This window comes from Hymenobacter sp., from assembly GCF_035709525.1.
Taxonomy (GTDB): Bacteria; Bacteroidota; Bacteroidia; order Cytophagales; family Hymenobacteraceae; genus Hymenobacter.
The window spans coordinates 14,150-27,825 of record NZ_DASTEP010000194.1 but is presented as its reverse complement, the minus strand read 5'-3'; the positions used below and the strand labels follow the sequence as shown (position 1 = coordinate 27,825).

The window sequence follows — 13,676 nt, the reverse complement described above, 5'->3', positions numbered from 1 at the left end:
AAAAGAAGAGGCCGTGGTGAGCTACGCAGCCGGCTGCGGGTCGGTGTCGAGGCAGGAGGCGCGGCGGGTTTCGGGCAGCAGCAGTAGTAGCGGCAGCGAGGCCCCGATGCACCCGGCCACGTACCAGAAAAAGTAGCTTTCGTGCCCGATTTGCTTGCACCAAAGGGCCAGGTACTCGGCCGAGCCGCCAAACAACGCCACCGTGACGGCGTGCGGCAGCCCGATGCCCAGCGCCCGGATGCCCACCGGAAACAGCTCGGCCTTGACCAGCGCGTTGGTGGCGCTGTAGCCGCTTACCACCACGAAGGCCAGCAGCAGCAGCCCCAGCGCCGCCCAGGGGCCGGGTGCGTGGCCCAGCGCCGCCAGCAGCGGCACCGTGCCCAGCGCCCCCGCCACCCCAAAAAACAGCAGCAGCGGCCGCCGCCCGATGCGGTCGGCCAGCGCTCCGCACAGCGGCTGCATCAGGCCAAAGCCCAGCAGCGAGCCAAAGCACACCCACGTGGCCACGGGCTGCGGCAGCCCCGCCGTATTTACCAAAAACTTCGGCATGTAGGTGGTGAAGGTGTAGAAAGCCAGGGTGCCGCCCATCGTAAGGCCTAGCACGCCCAGCACCGCCCGCGGATGCTGCCGTAGCGCCCGCAGGCTGCCGCGCCGCGCCTCGGGCAGGCGGTGGCTGGCCGCGAAGGGTGCGGTTTCGGGCAGGCGGGCGCGCAGGTACAGGGCCAGCCCCGCCAGCACCGCCCCACCCACAAAGGGCAAGCGCCAGCCCCAGTCGAGCAATTGCGCCGGCACTAGCACCCGCTGCAACACCAGCTGCGCGCCCAGCGCCAGCAGCTGCGCCGCGATAAGGGTAGTGTATAAAAAGCTGGAATAGAAGCCCCGGCGCTCGCGGCCGGCCACTTCGGCCAGGTAGGCGGCGGCCACGCCGTACTCGCCGCCCACGCTCAGGCCTTGCAGCAGCCGGGCCGTGAGCAGCATGGCCGGGGCCACCAGCCCCACCGTTTGGTAAGTAGGCGTGAGGGCGAGCAGCAGCGAGCCCAGCCCCATCAGCAGCCCCGACAGCGTCAGCGACGGCCGGCGGCCCAGCTTGTCGGCCAGCCGCCCAAACAGCCAGCTACCTAGCGGCCGCATCAAGAAGCCCAGCGCGAAAATGCCCGCCGAATACAGCAGCTGCGCCGTAGCATCTTCAGTAGGAAAAAAAGCCCCCGCGAAGTACAGCGAAAACGCCGGAAAGGCATACCAGTCGTACCACTGCGCCAGGCTGCTGAGCGAGGCGCTCCAGATGGCGCGCCGCTGCCCGGTGGCCAGCGTGGCCGGGGCGAGGGTGGCAGGCAGGGGCAAGGCAGCGGTGGGCATTGGGTGGGGCAGGGTAGGAGTGGCCGGGTGGTAAGTGCTTACTCACTATTAGCCTCGCTACAAAGCAGCAACCCAATTTTGAGGAAATTTCAAAGAAATTTTATGGTTTCTATGAAATTTTCGCCTAGCGCTGAAAACCGCCTGTTTCAGTGGGGGCTAGGGGCACGGTTTCCGCAAATGTCACCACCAGCCGGTGCCAGCCCTCGGCGTAGGTGTAGCTGACCTGGTGCCCATACAGCTCGCTGATGCGCTTAACGATGGCCAGCCCGATGCCGATGGAGTCGAGCGCGGCGTTGCCCTTCTTGAAACGGCCGAATAGCTCGGCCGGGGCGGCCGTGGGCGGGCGGCCGGTGTTTTCGAGGCTGAGCGCCTGCGCGGTGAGACGCAGGCGCAGCTCGCCGCCCGGCAGGTTGTGCCGGATGGCGTTGCTGAATAAATTATTGAGCAGCAACTGGGCCAGCGATTCGTCGAAGGCGACTACCACGCTGGGCGCCACCTCGCGGGTGGTGCGCAGGTCTTTCAGCTCGGCTAGGTCGGCAAAGGCGGCTTCGGTGGCCAGCACCAAGCGGCTGAGGTCGGCGCGGGCGTCGGGCGGGGTTTGGTAGTGCTCCAGCTTGGCCAGCAGGGTGAGGGCCTGGTTTATTTTGGTGAGGCGCTCCAGCTCGTCGTGCATGGCCGTGAGCATCCGCAGCTGGCTTTCGGTGAGCGGCGAGTCCATGAGCAGCTCCAGCTTGGCCTTCATGCTGGCCAGCGGCGTTTGCAGCTCGTGCGAGGCATTTTCCGAAAACTCGCGCAAGCCTTGGTAGTCGCGCTGCGCCTGCGCCGTCATACTGCCCAAAAACTCGTTGAGCTCCCGAAACTCCTGGGTGCGCGTGGTCGGCAGCGCGATGGGCGCGGCCTGCCCCAGCTGAAACTGCTGGATGCCCCGCAGCGTGGCCAGCAGCGGCCGCAGAATCCGTCCCGAAATCAGCTCGCTCAGCAACACCACCAACGCCAGCAAAAACACGAACGTCCAGGCAAAAACCAGCACCAGCCCGCTGAGGTGGGTACGCCCCGGCTCCACCACGGCCAGGCGGCTGGCCAGGCGGTAGTGGCGGCCTCCGGCCGTGGCGTAGGTAGTGAGGCGCACGGTCATTACCTCGGCTTGCAGGGCGGCATCCCACTCGGGCTTCTGCTGCACCAAGCGCGGCTGGGTTGGGGCGGCCGGCACGGGCGTCACGGCCACGGCGGCCGGCGGCACGTAGCCGCGCCCGGCGGCCAGCCCGGCCGCAGTGGCCGCGTGCAGGTGCTCGAGCCGCGCCAGCGCCGCCTGCCGGAAGCTACGCGTAAGCGCCTCGTACACAATGCCGAAGCCGATACTCAGCACCAGAAACGTGATGAGCGCGTAAGCCAGCGTGTAGCGGTAGTTGAGCTTCATTAGTCGGGGGCGCTGAGCTTGTAGCCCAGCCCGTACACGGTGCTGATGTAGTCGCGCCCGCCGGCATCCACGATTTTCTTGCGCAGGTTCTTAACGTGTTGGTACACGAAGTCCACGCTGTCGAGGTTGTCGGTGTAGTCGCCCCAGAGGTGGGCCGCGATGGCCTGCCGCGTCAGCATCCGGCCCTTGTTATTAATGAAATACAGCAGCAGGTTGGTTTCCTTGCGGGTGAGGTTCAGGAGCTTGCCGGCCACCCGGCACTCCATCGACTCCAGGTCGGCGGTAAGGTCGCCGAAGGTGAGGACGTTGTTTTTGTGCGGGCTGCGGCGGCGCATGATGGCCTTGAGGCGGGCCAGCAGCTCGGGCAGCGGAAAGGGCTTAGTGATGTAGTCGTCGGCCCCTTCGCCGAGGCCCGCCAGCTTGAGGTCGAGGCTGTTTTGGGCCGAAATGATGATGACGCTGCTCTCGCTGCCTTCCTGGCGCAGCAGCCGCAGCAGGTTGAGCCCGCTGCCGTCGGGCAGCATCATGTCCAGCACCACGCAGTCGTAGGTGAAGAGCGCCAGCTTTTCGCGGGCCTGGTCGAAGGTCGACGCCACCTCGCACACGTAGTGCTCCTGCACGAGGTAGCTGGCGATGCTACGGGCCAGCTCGGCGTGGTCTTCAACTAGCAGTAGCTTCATGCAAAAAGCGGCGTGGGTGGGAGAGAGGAAGGCAAAAGCGCGGGGTAGGCAGCCGGGTAACCGGAAATTTCCCGGAAAAATACTGCGCCGGCCCCCGCAAGATAAGTAAGCCCGGCGGTAAGGGCGCGGGCCACGCCGGAGTGATAATTCAGCAAAACCCGCGCGCAGGGGCATGATAACCCCCGCTAGTTCTATCGTACCTTTGCGTATTGCTACCGGCCTTCTGCTGCGTGCGGCGCATTCTAAATGGGATTCTTCAATTTTCTGACCAGCGACATTGCCATCGACCTGGGCACTGCCAATACGCTAATCATTCATAACGATAAGATTGTGGTCGATGAGCCGAGCATCATCGCCAAAGACCGCACTACCAATAAAGTCATCGCGGTGGGCACCAAGGCCCAGCAGATGCACGAAAAGACGCACGATAATATCAAGACTATCCGGCCCTTGAAGGATGGCGTAATTGCCGACTTCCACGCGGCTGAGGAGATGATTAAGGGCCTGATTAAGCTCATCGACACCCGCAATCGGTTGTTTCAGCCCTCGCACCGCATGGTTATCTGCATCCCGAGCGGCATCACGGAAGTGGAAAAGCGCGCCGTGCGCGACTCGGCCGAGCACGCCGGGGCCAAGGAAGTGTGGATGATTCAGGAGCCTATGGCCGCCGCCATCGGCATCGGCATCGACGTGGAGCAGCCCGTGGGCTCGATGATAATCGACATCGGGGGCGGCACCACCGAGATTGCGGTTATCGCCTTGTCGGGCATCGTATGCGACCAGTCCATTAAAACGGCCGGCGACGTTTTCAACCAGGATATTCTCGACTACATGCGCCGGCAGCACAACCTGCTCATCGGCGAGCGCTCGGCCGAGCGCATCAAAATCGAGGTGGGCGCGGCCCTCTCCGAGCTCGAGCAGTCGCCGCCCGACTACGAGGTGCGCGGCCGCGACCTGATGACGGGCATCCCGAAGGTTATCAAGGTAACGTCGTCGGAAATCGCCATCGCGCTCGATAAATCAGTGGCCAAAATCGAAGAAGCTGTGCTGAAAGCGCTGGAAATCAGCCCACCCGAGCTGTCGGCTGACATCTACGAAAACGGCATTCACCTCACCGGCGGCGGCGCGCTGCTGCGCGGCCTCGACAAGCGCCTGGCCGCCAAAACCAAGCTGCCCATTCACATTGCCGAAGACCCGCTGCGCGCCGTGGTGCGCGGCACCGGCAAGGCCATCAAGGACATTCAGGGCTTCCGGGGCGTTCTTTTGACTTAATTCTTAGCTGTCATGCTGACGAAGGAAGCATCTTGTCAGGTTAGCATTAGCCGGTCAAACTAATGCTAACCTGACAAGATGCTTCCTTCGTCAGCATGACAACCAGTTATGCGGAACCTCCTTGCATTCTTGCTGCGCTACCAGGGCATCCTGCTCTTCGTGCTGCTGGAGGTAGTGAGCTTTTATTTCTTCTTGACCAACAGCTCGTACCAGCGGGCGGCGTTCTTCAACTCGGCCAACGCCTACATGGGCGTGTTGCTCGAGCGCCGCACCCAGGTGGCCGACTATTTCCGGCTGGGCGAGCTCAACAAAGAGCTGCTGGCCGACAACGCCCGCCTGCGCTACCGGCTGTACCCCACCGACTTTAGCCGCCGCGAGGCCGACTCGCTGCCCGTGGGCCGCGACACGCTCGGGCGCATCGTGTACCGGCACCTGCGCCCGGCCGTACTGCCAGCGCCAGGTAGCGTGGCCACCGGGCCAGCTCAAAACTCAAAACTCAAAACTCAAAACTCCAGACCTGACACCCTGTTGCTGGGCCTTACCCGGCAGGCCAGCCAGCCACTCGTAGCAGCGCGGGTTATCAATAACTCGCTGCGCGAGGTGGACAACTACCTGACTCTGAACGTAGGCAGCGCCGACGGCGTGCAGCCCGACCGGGGTGTTATCGCCGCCGGTGGGGTAGTGGGCAAGGTGCAGGCCGTGAGCCAGCACTACGCCCGCGTGACCTCAGTGCTGCACTCGAAGCTGCAAATAGCCGCCCAGATAAAGCGCGACGGCACCATTTGCAGCGTGAAGTGGCCCGAAGGCATGGACTTTGCGCACGCCCTCGTAGACCAGGTGCAGCGCCAGACCCGCGTGCTACGCGGCGATACCATCGTGACGTCGGGCTACAACGCCGTGTTTCCGCCCGGCGTGTTTATCGGCACCGTGGAGTCGGTGACGACCGAGCCCAACAAGGATTTCCTGACCGTGAAGCTGCGCCTGGGCGTCGATTTCAGCCGCCTCACCTACGTGTATGTGGTGCCCACGCCACCCAGCACCGAGCGCGACTCGCTGGAGCAGCACACCAGCGAGCTACCCGCCAGCATCAAGGCCGCCCAGGCCAAGGCTGCGAAGGAAGAAGCCGCTAAAAAAGAGAAAAAGCCATGAGCCTCGCCTGGACTATCGGCCGCCAAGTGCTGCTTTTCGTGCTCTACGTGAGCGTGTACGTGCTGCTGCTCGACAACGGTAGCGTGGTGCTTTTCGGCCTGGGCTGGAATTTCTTCTACCTCGGTTTTCTGCTGTTCTTGCCCATCAGCACGCCCGTGGCCTTGCAGCTGGCGCTGGGCTTCGTGCTGGGCTTTAGCATTGATATAGCGCACGATACGGGCGGGCTGCACGCCGCCGCCGCCGTGCTGCTGGCCTACCTGCGCCCGTGGGTGCTGCGCCTGCTAACCCCGCGCGATGGCTACGACGCCCAGGATACCGTGAACATCCACCAGATGGGCTGGCAGTGGTTTCTGGTGTATCTGGGCGTGCTCGTGACGCTGCACCACCTAGCGTTTTTCTTCCTGGAGCTGGGCTCTTTGCAGCACCCGCTGGTTACGCTGAGTCGGGTAGGCGTGAGCGTGCTCTACACTGCCGTGGTGATGCTGATAGTGCAGCTAGTGCTCTTTCCAGTGCGGCGCGGGCGGGGGTAAGCTTTAGAGCTTAGACATGAGACGTTAGACATGAGAACTGCTCTATGAAGCTTTCTCATGTCTAACGTCTCATATCTAAGCTCTAAATTCTACTTGCCTGGCAGGAAGTACGTGGCCGCCAGCTGGAAGCCCCGGTGATACGCTTTGCTGCCGGTATCTTCTCCGTCGGGGCCTTTCGGTACAAAATTGACCAACCCCAGGCTGTAGCCCAGCTGCGCCTGCACCGGCCCCACGCGGTAGCCGATGCCGCCGTTGAGGCCCGCGTCGAAGCGGTGGGCGGTGAGCGTGAGGGTAGGGGCCCCGAAACCCACGCCGCCGCCGCTGCCCGTGCCGCCGGTGGCCGCGCTGTTATCATTCTGGCGGTCGCCGTACTCTACCGTCAGCGAGCCGGGGTAGGTGCCGGCAAACGGGCTGTACTGCGGGTCGGTGCTGGCCAGGCTAACCTGGTACGAGCCGCCGCCGCCCACGCCCAGCGCCACGTAGGGCCCGGCAAAAAGCTGGAAGCCGTGGTCGCCCTCGCTGGTATACACCATGTTGAGGGGTAGCTCGAGGTAGTGCAGGCGGGGTTTGACTTCCACGCTGGCCGTGGTGGTGTAGCCGCCGCTGTTGTCGGTTTGGGCGGCGGTGAGCTTGGCACCCTTCTGGGTGAAGAGCAGCGAGGGCTGAAAAGCGAAGTTGCCGAAGGCAATGTTGGCCGTGCCGCCTACCTGTACGCCCACCCGCGAGCTGGTATTCTCAACGCCGATGGACTCGCCGCTGTAGGAGAAGGTAGTGAGGTTGGCCCCCAGGCGCGGGCCGAAGGAGATGCTGGTTTGGGCCTGGCCGGCGAGCGCGGCCAGGCACAGCGCCCCGGTCGTGGCCAGGGTCGTGGAGATGTTTTTCACAGAAAAATGAAAAAGCTGAATAAAGGAATACGTGCGCAAAGCTAGGGAGCAATTTGCTGCCTCAACGGTTGCAGCTGTGCAATTGGCGCGGTTCTGGCATCTTTGGGGCGTACTCACTGCCCGCTTATGCGTTACTTGCTGCTGTTCTGCGCCCTTCTCATGACTGCTCTCCTGGCCGACTCGGCCGCCCCTGGTCCCCAGCCGCCGCTGGCGGCCCAATGGAAGAAAATCGACGCCCTGCTCAAGAAAGACCAAACCGCCAGCGCCGCGCCGCTGGTCGAAAAAGTTTATCAGCAGGCGAAGAAAGAAAACAACGCCCCGGCCTACGTGCGGGCGCTACTCTATAAAATCCGGCTGCTCGACAACAAGGAAAACGACGCCGACGAAAAGGCCATTGCCCTGCTCGAAGCCGACCTGAAAACGGCGCAGTTTCCGGCCCGGCCCATTTTGCACTCGCTGCTGGCCGGGCTCTACGCCGACTACTACAACCAGCACCGCTACCAGCTCTACGAGCGCACCCAGGGCGCAGCACCCACCGCTGACCAGGCCACGCCCGGCGCGGCCGATGGCGGCACTACCCTCGCCACCTGGGATGCCGGCCGGCTGGGCGCGGCCATCGTGCGGCACTACTACCAGTCGGTAGAAGACGAGCCCCAGCGCCAGCTACGCACTACCCTGGCCGCCCTCGGCGACCTGGCCGTGGGCGGCGATGCCGAAGGCCGTGCCCTGCGCCCCACGCTCTACGACCTGCTGGCGCACCGGGCTATCGAAGGGCTGCAAAACCAGGAGTTGTACATCACGCGGCCCGAGCAGCAGTTTCAGGCCACCGACCCCAAGCTGTTTGGCAGCGCGCAGGAATTCGCGGCGCTGAAGCTCGCCGTGCCCGCCGCCGACTCGCTCAACGGCCAGCTGCACGCGCTGCAACTGTTGCAGCGCCTCACGGCCGCCCGCCTAGCAGCCAACAACCCCGCCGCCCTGGCCGACGTGGACTTGCAGCGCCTCCGTTTTCTGCGCGGCCTCAGTATCGTGCGCGCCTTCGCGCAGGAAGAAGACTACACCGAGCAGTACACGGCGGCATTAACCCAAATGGCCGAGACCTACAAGGCGCTGCCCATCAGCACGGAGTTTATGGCGCGCCGGGCGCAGGCGCTGCGCGCAACCGACCCCGTGGCCGCCGTGGCCCTGGCGCGGGCGGCCGAAGCCCGGTTTCCGAAGTCGCGCGGGGCGGCGCAGGCACGGGTGCTGCGCGAGGAGATTGAGCGGCCCGAAATCACGTTTTCGGCCGCCGACATCGTGGTACCCGGCCAGCCCTGGCGGCTCGACGTCACGGCCCGCAACGTGACCGAGCTGCACGCCTTCGCCTACCGCATTACGCTGCGCGAATGGGAAACAGCTAATGACTATAACGAGCGTAACCCCACGGTGGCCCGGCGCTACGCCCGCGCCCTGAAAGCGGCCCCGGCCGCCGCGTGGGCGGTGCCCGTGCCAGCGCATCCGCTCGATTACAAAGAGCAAAAATTAGCCGTAGCTGGCGCGGCGTTGCCTGTAGGCCACTACTTGGTTGTGCTGACCAATCAATCTAAACCCAACCTCGCCAGCCCGGCCCCGGCCGGTAGCGTCACGGCTTTCGGCGTGTTGGGGGCCAGCGAATTGACCGCCCTGCGGCAGGGTCGCGAGCACCGGACTGGCTCTGTGCTACTTGTGCTGCACCGGCAAAGTGGATTGCCTTTGAGTGGCGTTTCGGCTCAAGGCTTTTACGCTTATGAAAGGGGCGAAAAGACGGTCAAGTACTTGGGCGAAATCGTTAAGTCAGCCGCCTCCGGCGAAATAAAACTGGCTTCCCCCGACTACTCTAAGCAATTTCCATCTTTAAACCGCGCCAAAATCTGGCGCGGGCGCGATACGCTGTTGGTAGCAGTGGACAGCGAGGGCTACCCCAACCATCTGGATAAAGACACTAGCCCCGCCCGCCGCACCTTCCTGTTCACCGACCGCGCCATCTACCGGCCCGGCCAGACGGTGTATTTCAAGGGTCTTATAACCCAAAGCCAAGGCTCTAAAAACAGCCTGCTCACCGGCCAGTCCGTGAGCGTGCGCCTGCTCGACGTGAACGGCCAAACCGCCCAGACGCTCACCTTTACCACCTCCGACTACGGCTCGTTCAATGGCTCGCTGGTGCTGCCCACGGGCCTGCTCAACGGCCAGATGACCTTGCAAACCGACGACGGCAGCCTCGGCTTTCAGGTGGAAGACTACAAGCGGCCCACCTTCCTGGTGACGCTCGACTCGGTGCCCGGCCGGCCGCAGCTGGGGCAGCCGCTCGCCCTCACGGGGCGCGCCCGCGCCTACGCCGGGCAGGCTACCGACGGGGCCACCGTGAAGTACCGCGTCACGCGCCGCGAGCTGTGGCCGCTGTTCAGCGGGTATGGCCGCTATGGGCGCAGCATTTACCCGCCCGGCGGGGGGCGTGGCAGCCAGGAAATAACCCACGGCACTACTACTACCGATGCCGAAGGGCGTTTCACACTCAGCTTTACGCCGCCCGCCGCGCCCCGGCAGCCGGGCCGGCGCGGCTGGGAGCCGGGCTACTTGTTTGAAATAACCGCCGACGTGACTGACGCGGCCGGCGAAACCCGCACCGGCACCCGCAACGTGGTTATCGGCCGCAATCCGCTCAACTTACAGCTCGCCGGCCCCGAGCGCCTCGACCGCCAGCACCTGCCCGCCCTCACGCTGCTCGGCACCAATGCCACCGGCGAGCCGCTGCCCGCCACCGGCACCCTGCGCCTGCTTGCCCGCCGCTACCGCCCCAACCCGCCCGGCGTGCCCGGCCCCGCCCCCGAAACCGAGGACAACGAAGCCCCCGCCGAGCTAGTCAAAACGCTGCCCTTCGACACCCGCACCAGCCCGGCGCTCGACGTGGCCGCCCTGCTGGCCGGCGTGCCCACCGGCCGCTACCGCCTCGAAGCCCAGGCCGCCGCGCCCGATACCGCCGCCCACGCCCGCCTCGATTTCGTGCTCTACGACGCCCAGGCCGCCACTATCCCCTACGCCACGCCCGACTGGGTAGCGGTGCCCGCCGACACGGTGGCCCCCGGCCAGCCGGCCCGCCTGCTGCTGGGCAGCAGCGAGCCCGATACCCGCATCCTGCTCGAAGTAGAGCGCGGCGGCCAGCTGCTGCGCCAGGAGTGGCTGACCCTGGCCGCCGGCGAGCAGCGCCGTTTGGAGGTAGCCAGTGGCCCGGCCACGGCCCCCGGCCCGCTCTACATTCACACCACGCAGGTGCGCGCTGGCCGCCTCTACGTCCACACCGCCACCGTGCAGGTGGCCGAGCGGCCTCAGCCGCTGCGCCTCAGCATCGCCACCTTCCGCGACCGGCTCCAGCCCGGCCAGCGCGAAACCTGGCGCGTGACCATTCACCAAGCCAACGGCCGCCCCGCCGAGGCCGAGCTGCTCGCCACGCTCTACGACCAAAGCCTGGATATTTTCCGCCAGCACAGCTTTCAAGGGCTGAATTTTGGCGGCGACTACTACCCGGCGCGGTTCGGGTGGCAGGGGAGTTTTGAGTGGATTAATTCGGAGTCGCTGGGTGATACTGATGTTGATGCCGAGCCAACGGGAGTGGAATATCCTGAGCTCAATGACTGGCAAAGTCATTTGGATGGAGAGGCTGACCGAGATGGGTTGGATGACAGGTTTGGCGGTAATTCAAGAAGCCGATTAACCAATGTTATACCGGGGGTTAAGTTGAAGTTCACTGCACCAGTTATTAAACGGGATATGGAAGTGGCCGCCGCGCCTATGGCCTCGGCAGCAATGGCAGATAGTTCACCGGGCGCAGCTAAACTGGTTACTCTACGTGGACGTTCTTATGAAGAGGTGGCTCTTGCACAACCCGCTGCCCCCGACCTCAGCACCATCGCCGCCCGCAGCGACTTCCGCGAAACGGCCTTCTGGCAGCCCGCCCTGTACACCGATAAAAACGGCGACGTAGTACTCGAATTTCAGATGCCCGAGGCCGTGACGCGCTGGCAGCTGCTGGCCCTGGCCCACGACAAGCAGTTGCGCAGCGGCCAGCTCGCCCGCCAGCTTGTGACCCAAAAGGAAATCCAGCTCACGCCCAACGCGCCGCGCTTCCTGCGGCCGGGCGATGCGTTCACCTTCCCCGCCCGGTTCTCCAACCTCACCGACCACGCCACCAGCGGCACGGCCCAGCTCTTTCTGCTCGACGCCGCCACCGGGCAGGACATCACCAGCCAGCTGCTGCAAGGCCCCGCCCAGCAAGCCGTAGCGGCCGCCGCCCACCAAAGCGTGGCCCTGGGCTGGGCGCTGCGCATTCCCGCCGACTTCACGCCCGTGGCCGTGACCTACCGCGTGGTAGCCCAGGCCGGTGGGGGAGAGGAGAAAGCAAGCAAGCGTAAGAAGCCAAGCACTAAGCACCAGGCACCAAGCACTACGTTCAGCGACGGCGAGGAAAACACCTTGCCCGTGCTGCCGAATAAAATCCTCATCACCGAAAGCCTGCCGCTGCCCCTCGCCGGCCCCGGCACCCGCGCGTTTGAGTTGAAAAAGCTGACCAGCACCAGCAGCCCCACCCGCCGCAACCAGAGCCTGACGCTGGAGCTGACCGCCAACCCCGCCTGGTACGCCGTGCAAAGCCTGCCCTACCTCATGGAGTACCCCTACGAGTGCTCCGAGCAGGTATTCAGCCGCCTCTACGCCAACCTGCTGGCCGCCCAGATTCTCAAGGCCAACCCGCGCTTCAAAACCGTGCTGGCCGAGTGGCAGCGCCAGGCCGCCAGCGGCACCGCCCAGCAGCGCGAGCAGCTGGCCAGCAAGCTCGCCCAAAACCAGGAGCTCAAAAACCTGCTCTTGCAGGAAACGCCCTGGGTGCGCGATGCCCAAAGCGAAACCGAGCGCCTCACCCGCCTCAGCACCCTCTTCGACGAGCCCCGCCTGACCGCCGAAACCGCCCGCGCCCTCGCCAAGCTGCAAGCCATGCAGCTGCCCGACGGCTCGTTTCCGTGGTTTGAGAAAATGCCCGCCGACCGCTACCTCACCCAGCTCATCGTGGCCGGCTTCGGCAAGCTCAAAAAGCTCAATGCCTTCGACGCTAGCCAGGACGCCACCGCCCGCGTCATCTTGCAGCGCGCCGTGGCATCCCTCGACGCCGCCCAGGCCCGCGACTACACCCTATTGCGCCAGCAAAAGGGCGTGAAGCTGACCGAAAATCACCTCGGCGACCTCGAAACCCAGGCGCTCTACGCCCGCAGCTTCTGGCCGGCGCTGCCCGTGGCCCCGGCCGCCAAAGCCGCCCGCGCCTACTACCTCGGCCAGGCCGCCCAGCACTGGCTGGGCCGCACCCGCTACCTGCAAGCGCAACTGGCTCTTGCCCTGCACCGCGACAACCAGCCCGCGACCGCCCAAACCATCCTGCGCGCCCTCACCGAAAACGCCCTCCACAGCCCCGATTTGGGCATGTACTGGAAAGACGTGCAAGGCGGCTACTACTGGCGCGAGGCCCCCACCGAAACCCAGGCCACCCTCATCGAGGCATTCGATGAAGTCAAAAACGACCAAAAATCGGTGGACGAAATGAAGCTCTGGCTGCTCACCCAAAAGCAAACCCACAGCTGGGAAAGCACCCGCGCCACCGCCGACGCCTGCTACGCCCTGCTGCTGCGCGGCACCGACTGGTCGGCCGCTACCCAGCCCCTGCAAGCCACGGTGGGGGGCGAGCAAATCCAGCCCGCCCCCGCCCAGGCCGGCATCGGCTACCTCAAAACCACCTGGCCCGCCGCTGACATCAAGCCTGCCCAGGGCAAGGTCACGCTCACCAAAACCGACGCCGGCCCGGCCTGGGGCGCGCTCTACTGGCAGTATTTTGAGGACATCGACAAGGTGACGCCCGCCGCCTCGCCGCTCAGCGTCGAGCGCCAGCTCTACCGCGAAACCCGCACCGCCACCGGCCCGGCATTGGAAAAAATAACGACCGCCACCCCGCTCCGCGTGGGCGACGCCCTGGTAGTGCGCCTGGTGCTGCGCACCGACCGCGCCCTCGAATACGTGCACCTCAAAGACCAGCGCGCCGCCGGCCTGGAGCCCATCAATCAGCTCAGCGGCTACCGCTACCAAAATGGACTCGGCTACTACGAAAGCCCCCGCGATGCGGCCACCAACTTCTTCCTCAGCGAGGTGCCGCGCGGCACCCACGTCTTCGAATACCGGCTGCGCGCCAGCCAGGCGGGCGACTTTTCGGGGGGCCTCAGCCAGGTGCAGTGCCTGTACGCGCCCGAGTTCGGGGCCACCTCGGCAGGGCAGCGCTTACAAATTTCGGGGCAAGCAAAGTAGGATAAAACCCGGCTTCAAGCACTGCTTGCGGTGCTTG

The 13,676-nt window shown here is 64.9% G+C and carries 8 protein-coding genes; 4 read left to right on the top strand and 4 right to left on the bottom strand.

The genetic code is table 11. From position 1 onward, the window contains the following. Positions 1–21: 21 nt before the first annotated feature. The 3 genes from VFO93_RS17325 to VFO93_RS17315 all read right to left on the bottom strand — a co-directional run bounded on the left by VFO93_RS17325 (position 22) and on the right by VFO93_RS17315 (position 3,453). Positions 22–1,356: an MFS transporter gene (locus VFO93_RS17325; protein WP_325135637.1), complete on the bottom strand. Its 1,335-nt coding sequence runs from the start codon at positions 1,354–1,356 to the stop codon at positions 22–24. 124 nt (positions 1,357–1,480) lie between these two features. After that, positions 1,481–2,773: a HAMP domain-containing sensor histidine kinase gene (locus VFO93_RS17320; RefSeq protein ID WP_325135636.1), complete on the bottom strand. Its 1,293-nt coding sequence runs from the start codon at positions 2,771–2,773 to the stop codon at positions 1,481–1,483. Continuing rightward, on the bottom strand, positions 2,773–3,453 hold the full coding sequence (locus VFO93_RS17315) for a response regulator transcription factor (protein ID WP_325135635.1): 681 nt from the start codon (positions 3,451–3,453) through the stop codon (positions 2,773–2,775). Before VFO93_RS17315 ends, VFO93_RS17320 begins: the two co-directional genes overlap by 1 nt. Positions 3,454–3,699: 246 nt before the next feature. Between VFO93_RS17315 and VFO93_RS17310 the strand changes: the two genes are divergently transcribed. From VFO93_RS17310 to VFO93_RS17300, 3 genes are all read left to right on the top strand, one after another. Then, positions 3,700–4,725: a rod shape-determining protein gene (locus VFO93_RS17310; protein ID WP_325135634.1), complete on the top strand. Its 1,026-nt coding sequence runs from the start codon at positions 3,700–3,702 to the stop codon at positions 4,723–4,725. A gap of 108 nt (positions 4,726–4,833) precedes the next feature. Then, a complete protein-coding gene (mreC, locus tag VFO93_RS17305) occupies positions 4,834–5,874 on the top strand; it encodes a rod shape-determining protein MreC (protein WP_325135633.1) in 1,041 nt (346 codons plus the stop codon). Next, positions 5,871–6,404: a hypothetical protein gene (locus VFO93_RS17300; protein WP_325135632.1), complete on the top strand. Its 534-nt coding sequence runs from the start codon at positions 5,871–5,873 to the stop codon at positions 6,402–6,404. Before mreC ends, VFO93_RS17300 begins: the two co-directional genes overlap by 4 nt. Positions 6,405–6,493: 89 nt before the next feature. Here VFO93_RS17300 and VFO93_RS17295 read toward each other — a convergent pair whose 3' ends face one another. Further along, the gene (locus tag VFO93_RS17295; RefSeq protein WP_325135631.1) at positions 6,494–7,288 is read right to left on the bottom strand and encodes a porin family protein; all 795 of its coding nucleotides are present in this window, start codon (positions 7,286–7,288) and stop codon (positions 6,494–6,496) included. A gap of 159 nt (positions 7,289–7,447) precedes the next feature. Here VFO93_RS17295 and VFO93_RS17290 point away from each other — a divergent pair, with 159 nt between their 5' ends. After that, on the top strand, positions 7,448–13,639 hold the full coding sequence (locus tag VFO93_RS17290) for an alpha-2-macroglobulin family protein (RefSeq protein WP_325135629.1): 6,192 nt from the start codon (positions 7,448–7,450) through the stop codon (positions 13,637–13,639). Positions 13,640–13,676 lie beyond the last annotated feature (37 nt).

What these genes read in the sequence shown, in the direction of transcription:
- VFO93_RS17325 (WP_325135637.1), bottom strand. Translation starts at nt 1,356, where the DNA reads ATGCCCACCGCTGCCTTGCCCCTGCCTGCCACCCTCGCCCCGGCCACG.
- VFO93_RS17290 (WP_325135629.1), top strand. Translation starts at nt 7,448, where the DNA reads ATGACTGCTCTCCTGGCCGACTCGGCCGCCCCTGGTCCCCAGCCGCCG.
- mreC (WP_325135633.1), top strand. Translation starts at nt 4,834, where the DNA reads ATGCGGAACCTCCTTGCATTCTTGCTGCGCTACCAGGGCATCCTGCTC.
- VFO93_RS17310 (WP_325135634.1), top strand. Translation starts at nt 3,700, where the DNA reads ATGGGATTCTTCAATTTTCTGACCAGCGACATTGCCATCGACCTGGGC.
- VFO93_RS17300 (WP_325135632.1), top strand. Translation starts at nt 5,871, where the DNA reads ATGAGCCTCGCCTGGACTATCGGCCGCCAAGTGCTGCTTTTCGTGCTC.
- VFO93_RS17320 (WP_325135636.1), bottom strand. Translation starts at nt 2,773, where the DNA reads ATGAAGCTCAACTACCGCTACACGCTGGCTTACGCGCTCATCACGTTT.
- VFO93_RS17315 (WP_325135635.1), bottom strand. Translation starts at nt 3,453, where the DNA reads ATGAAGCTACTGCTAGTTGAAGACCACGCCGAGCTGGCCCGTAGCATC.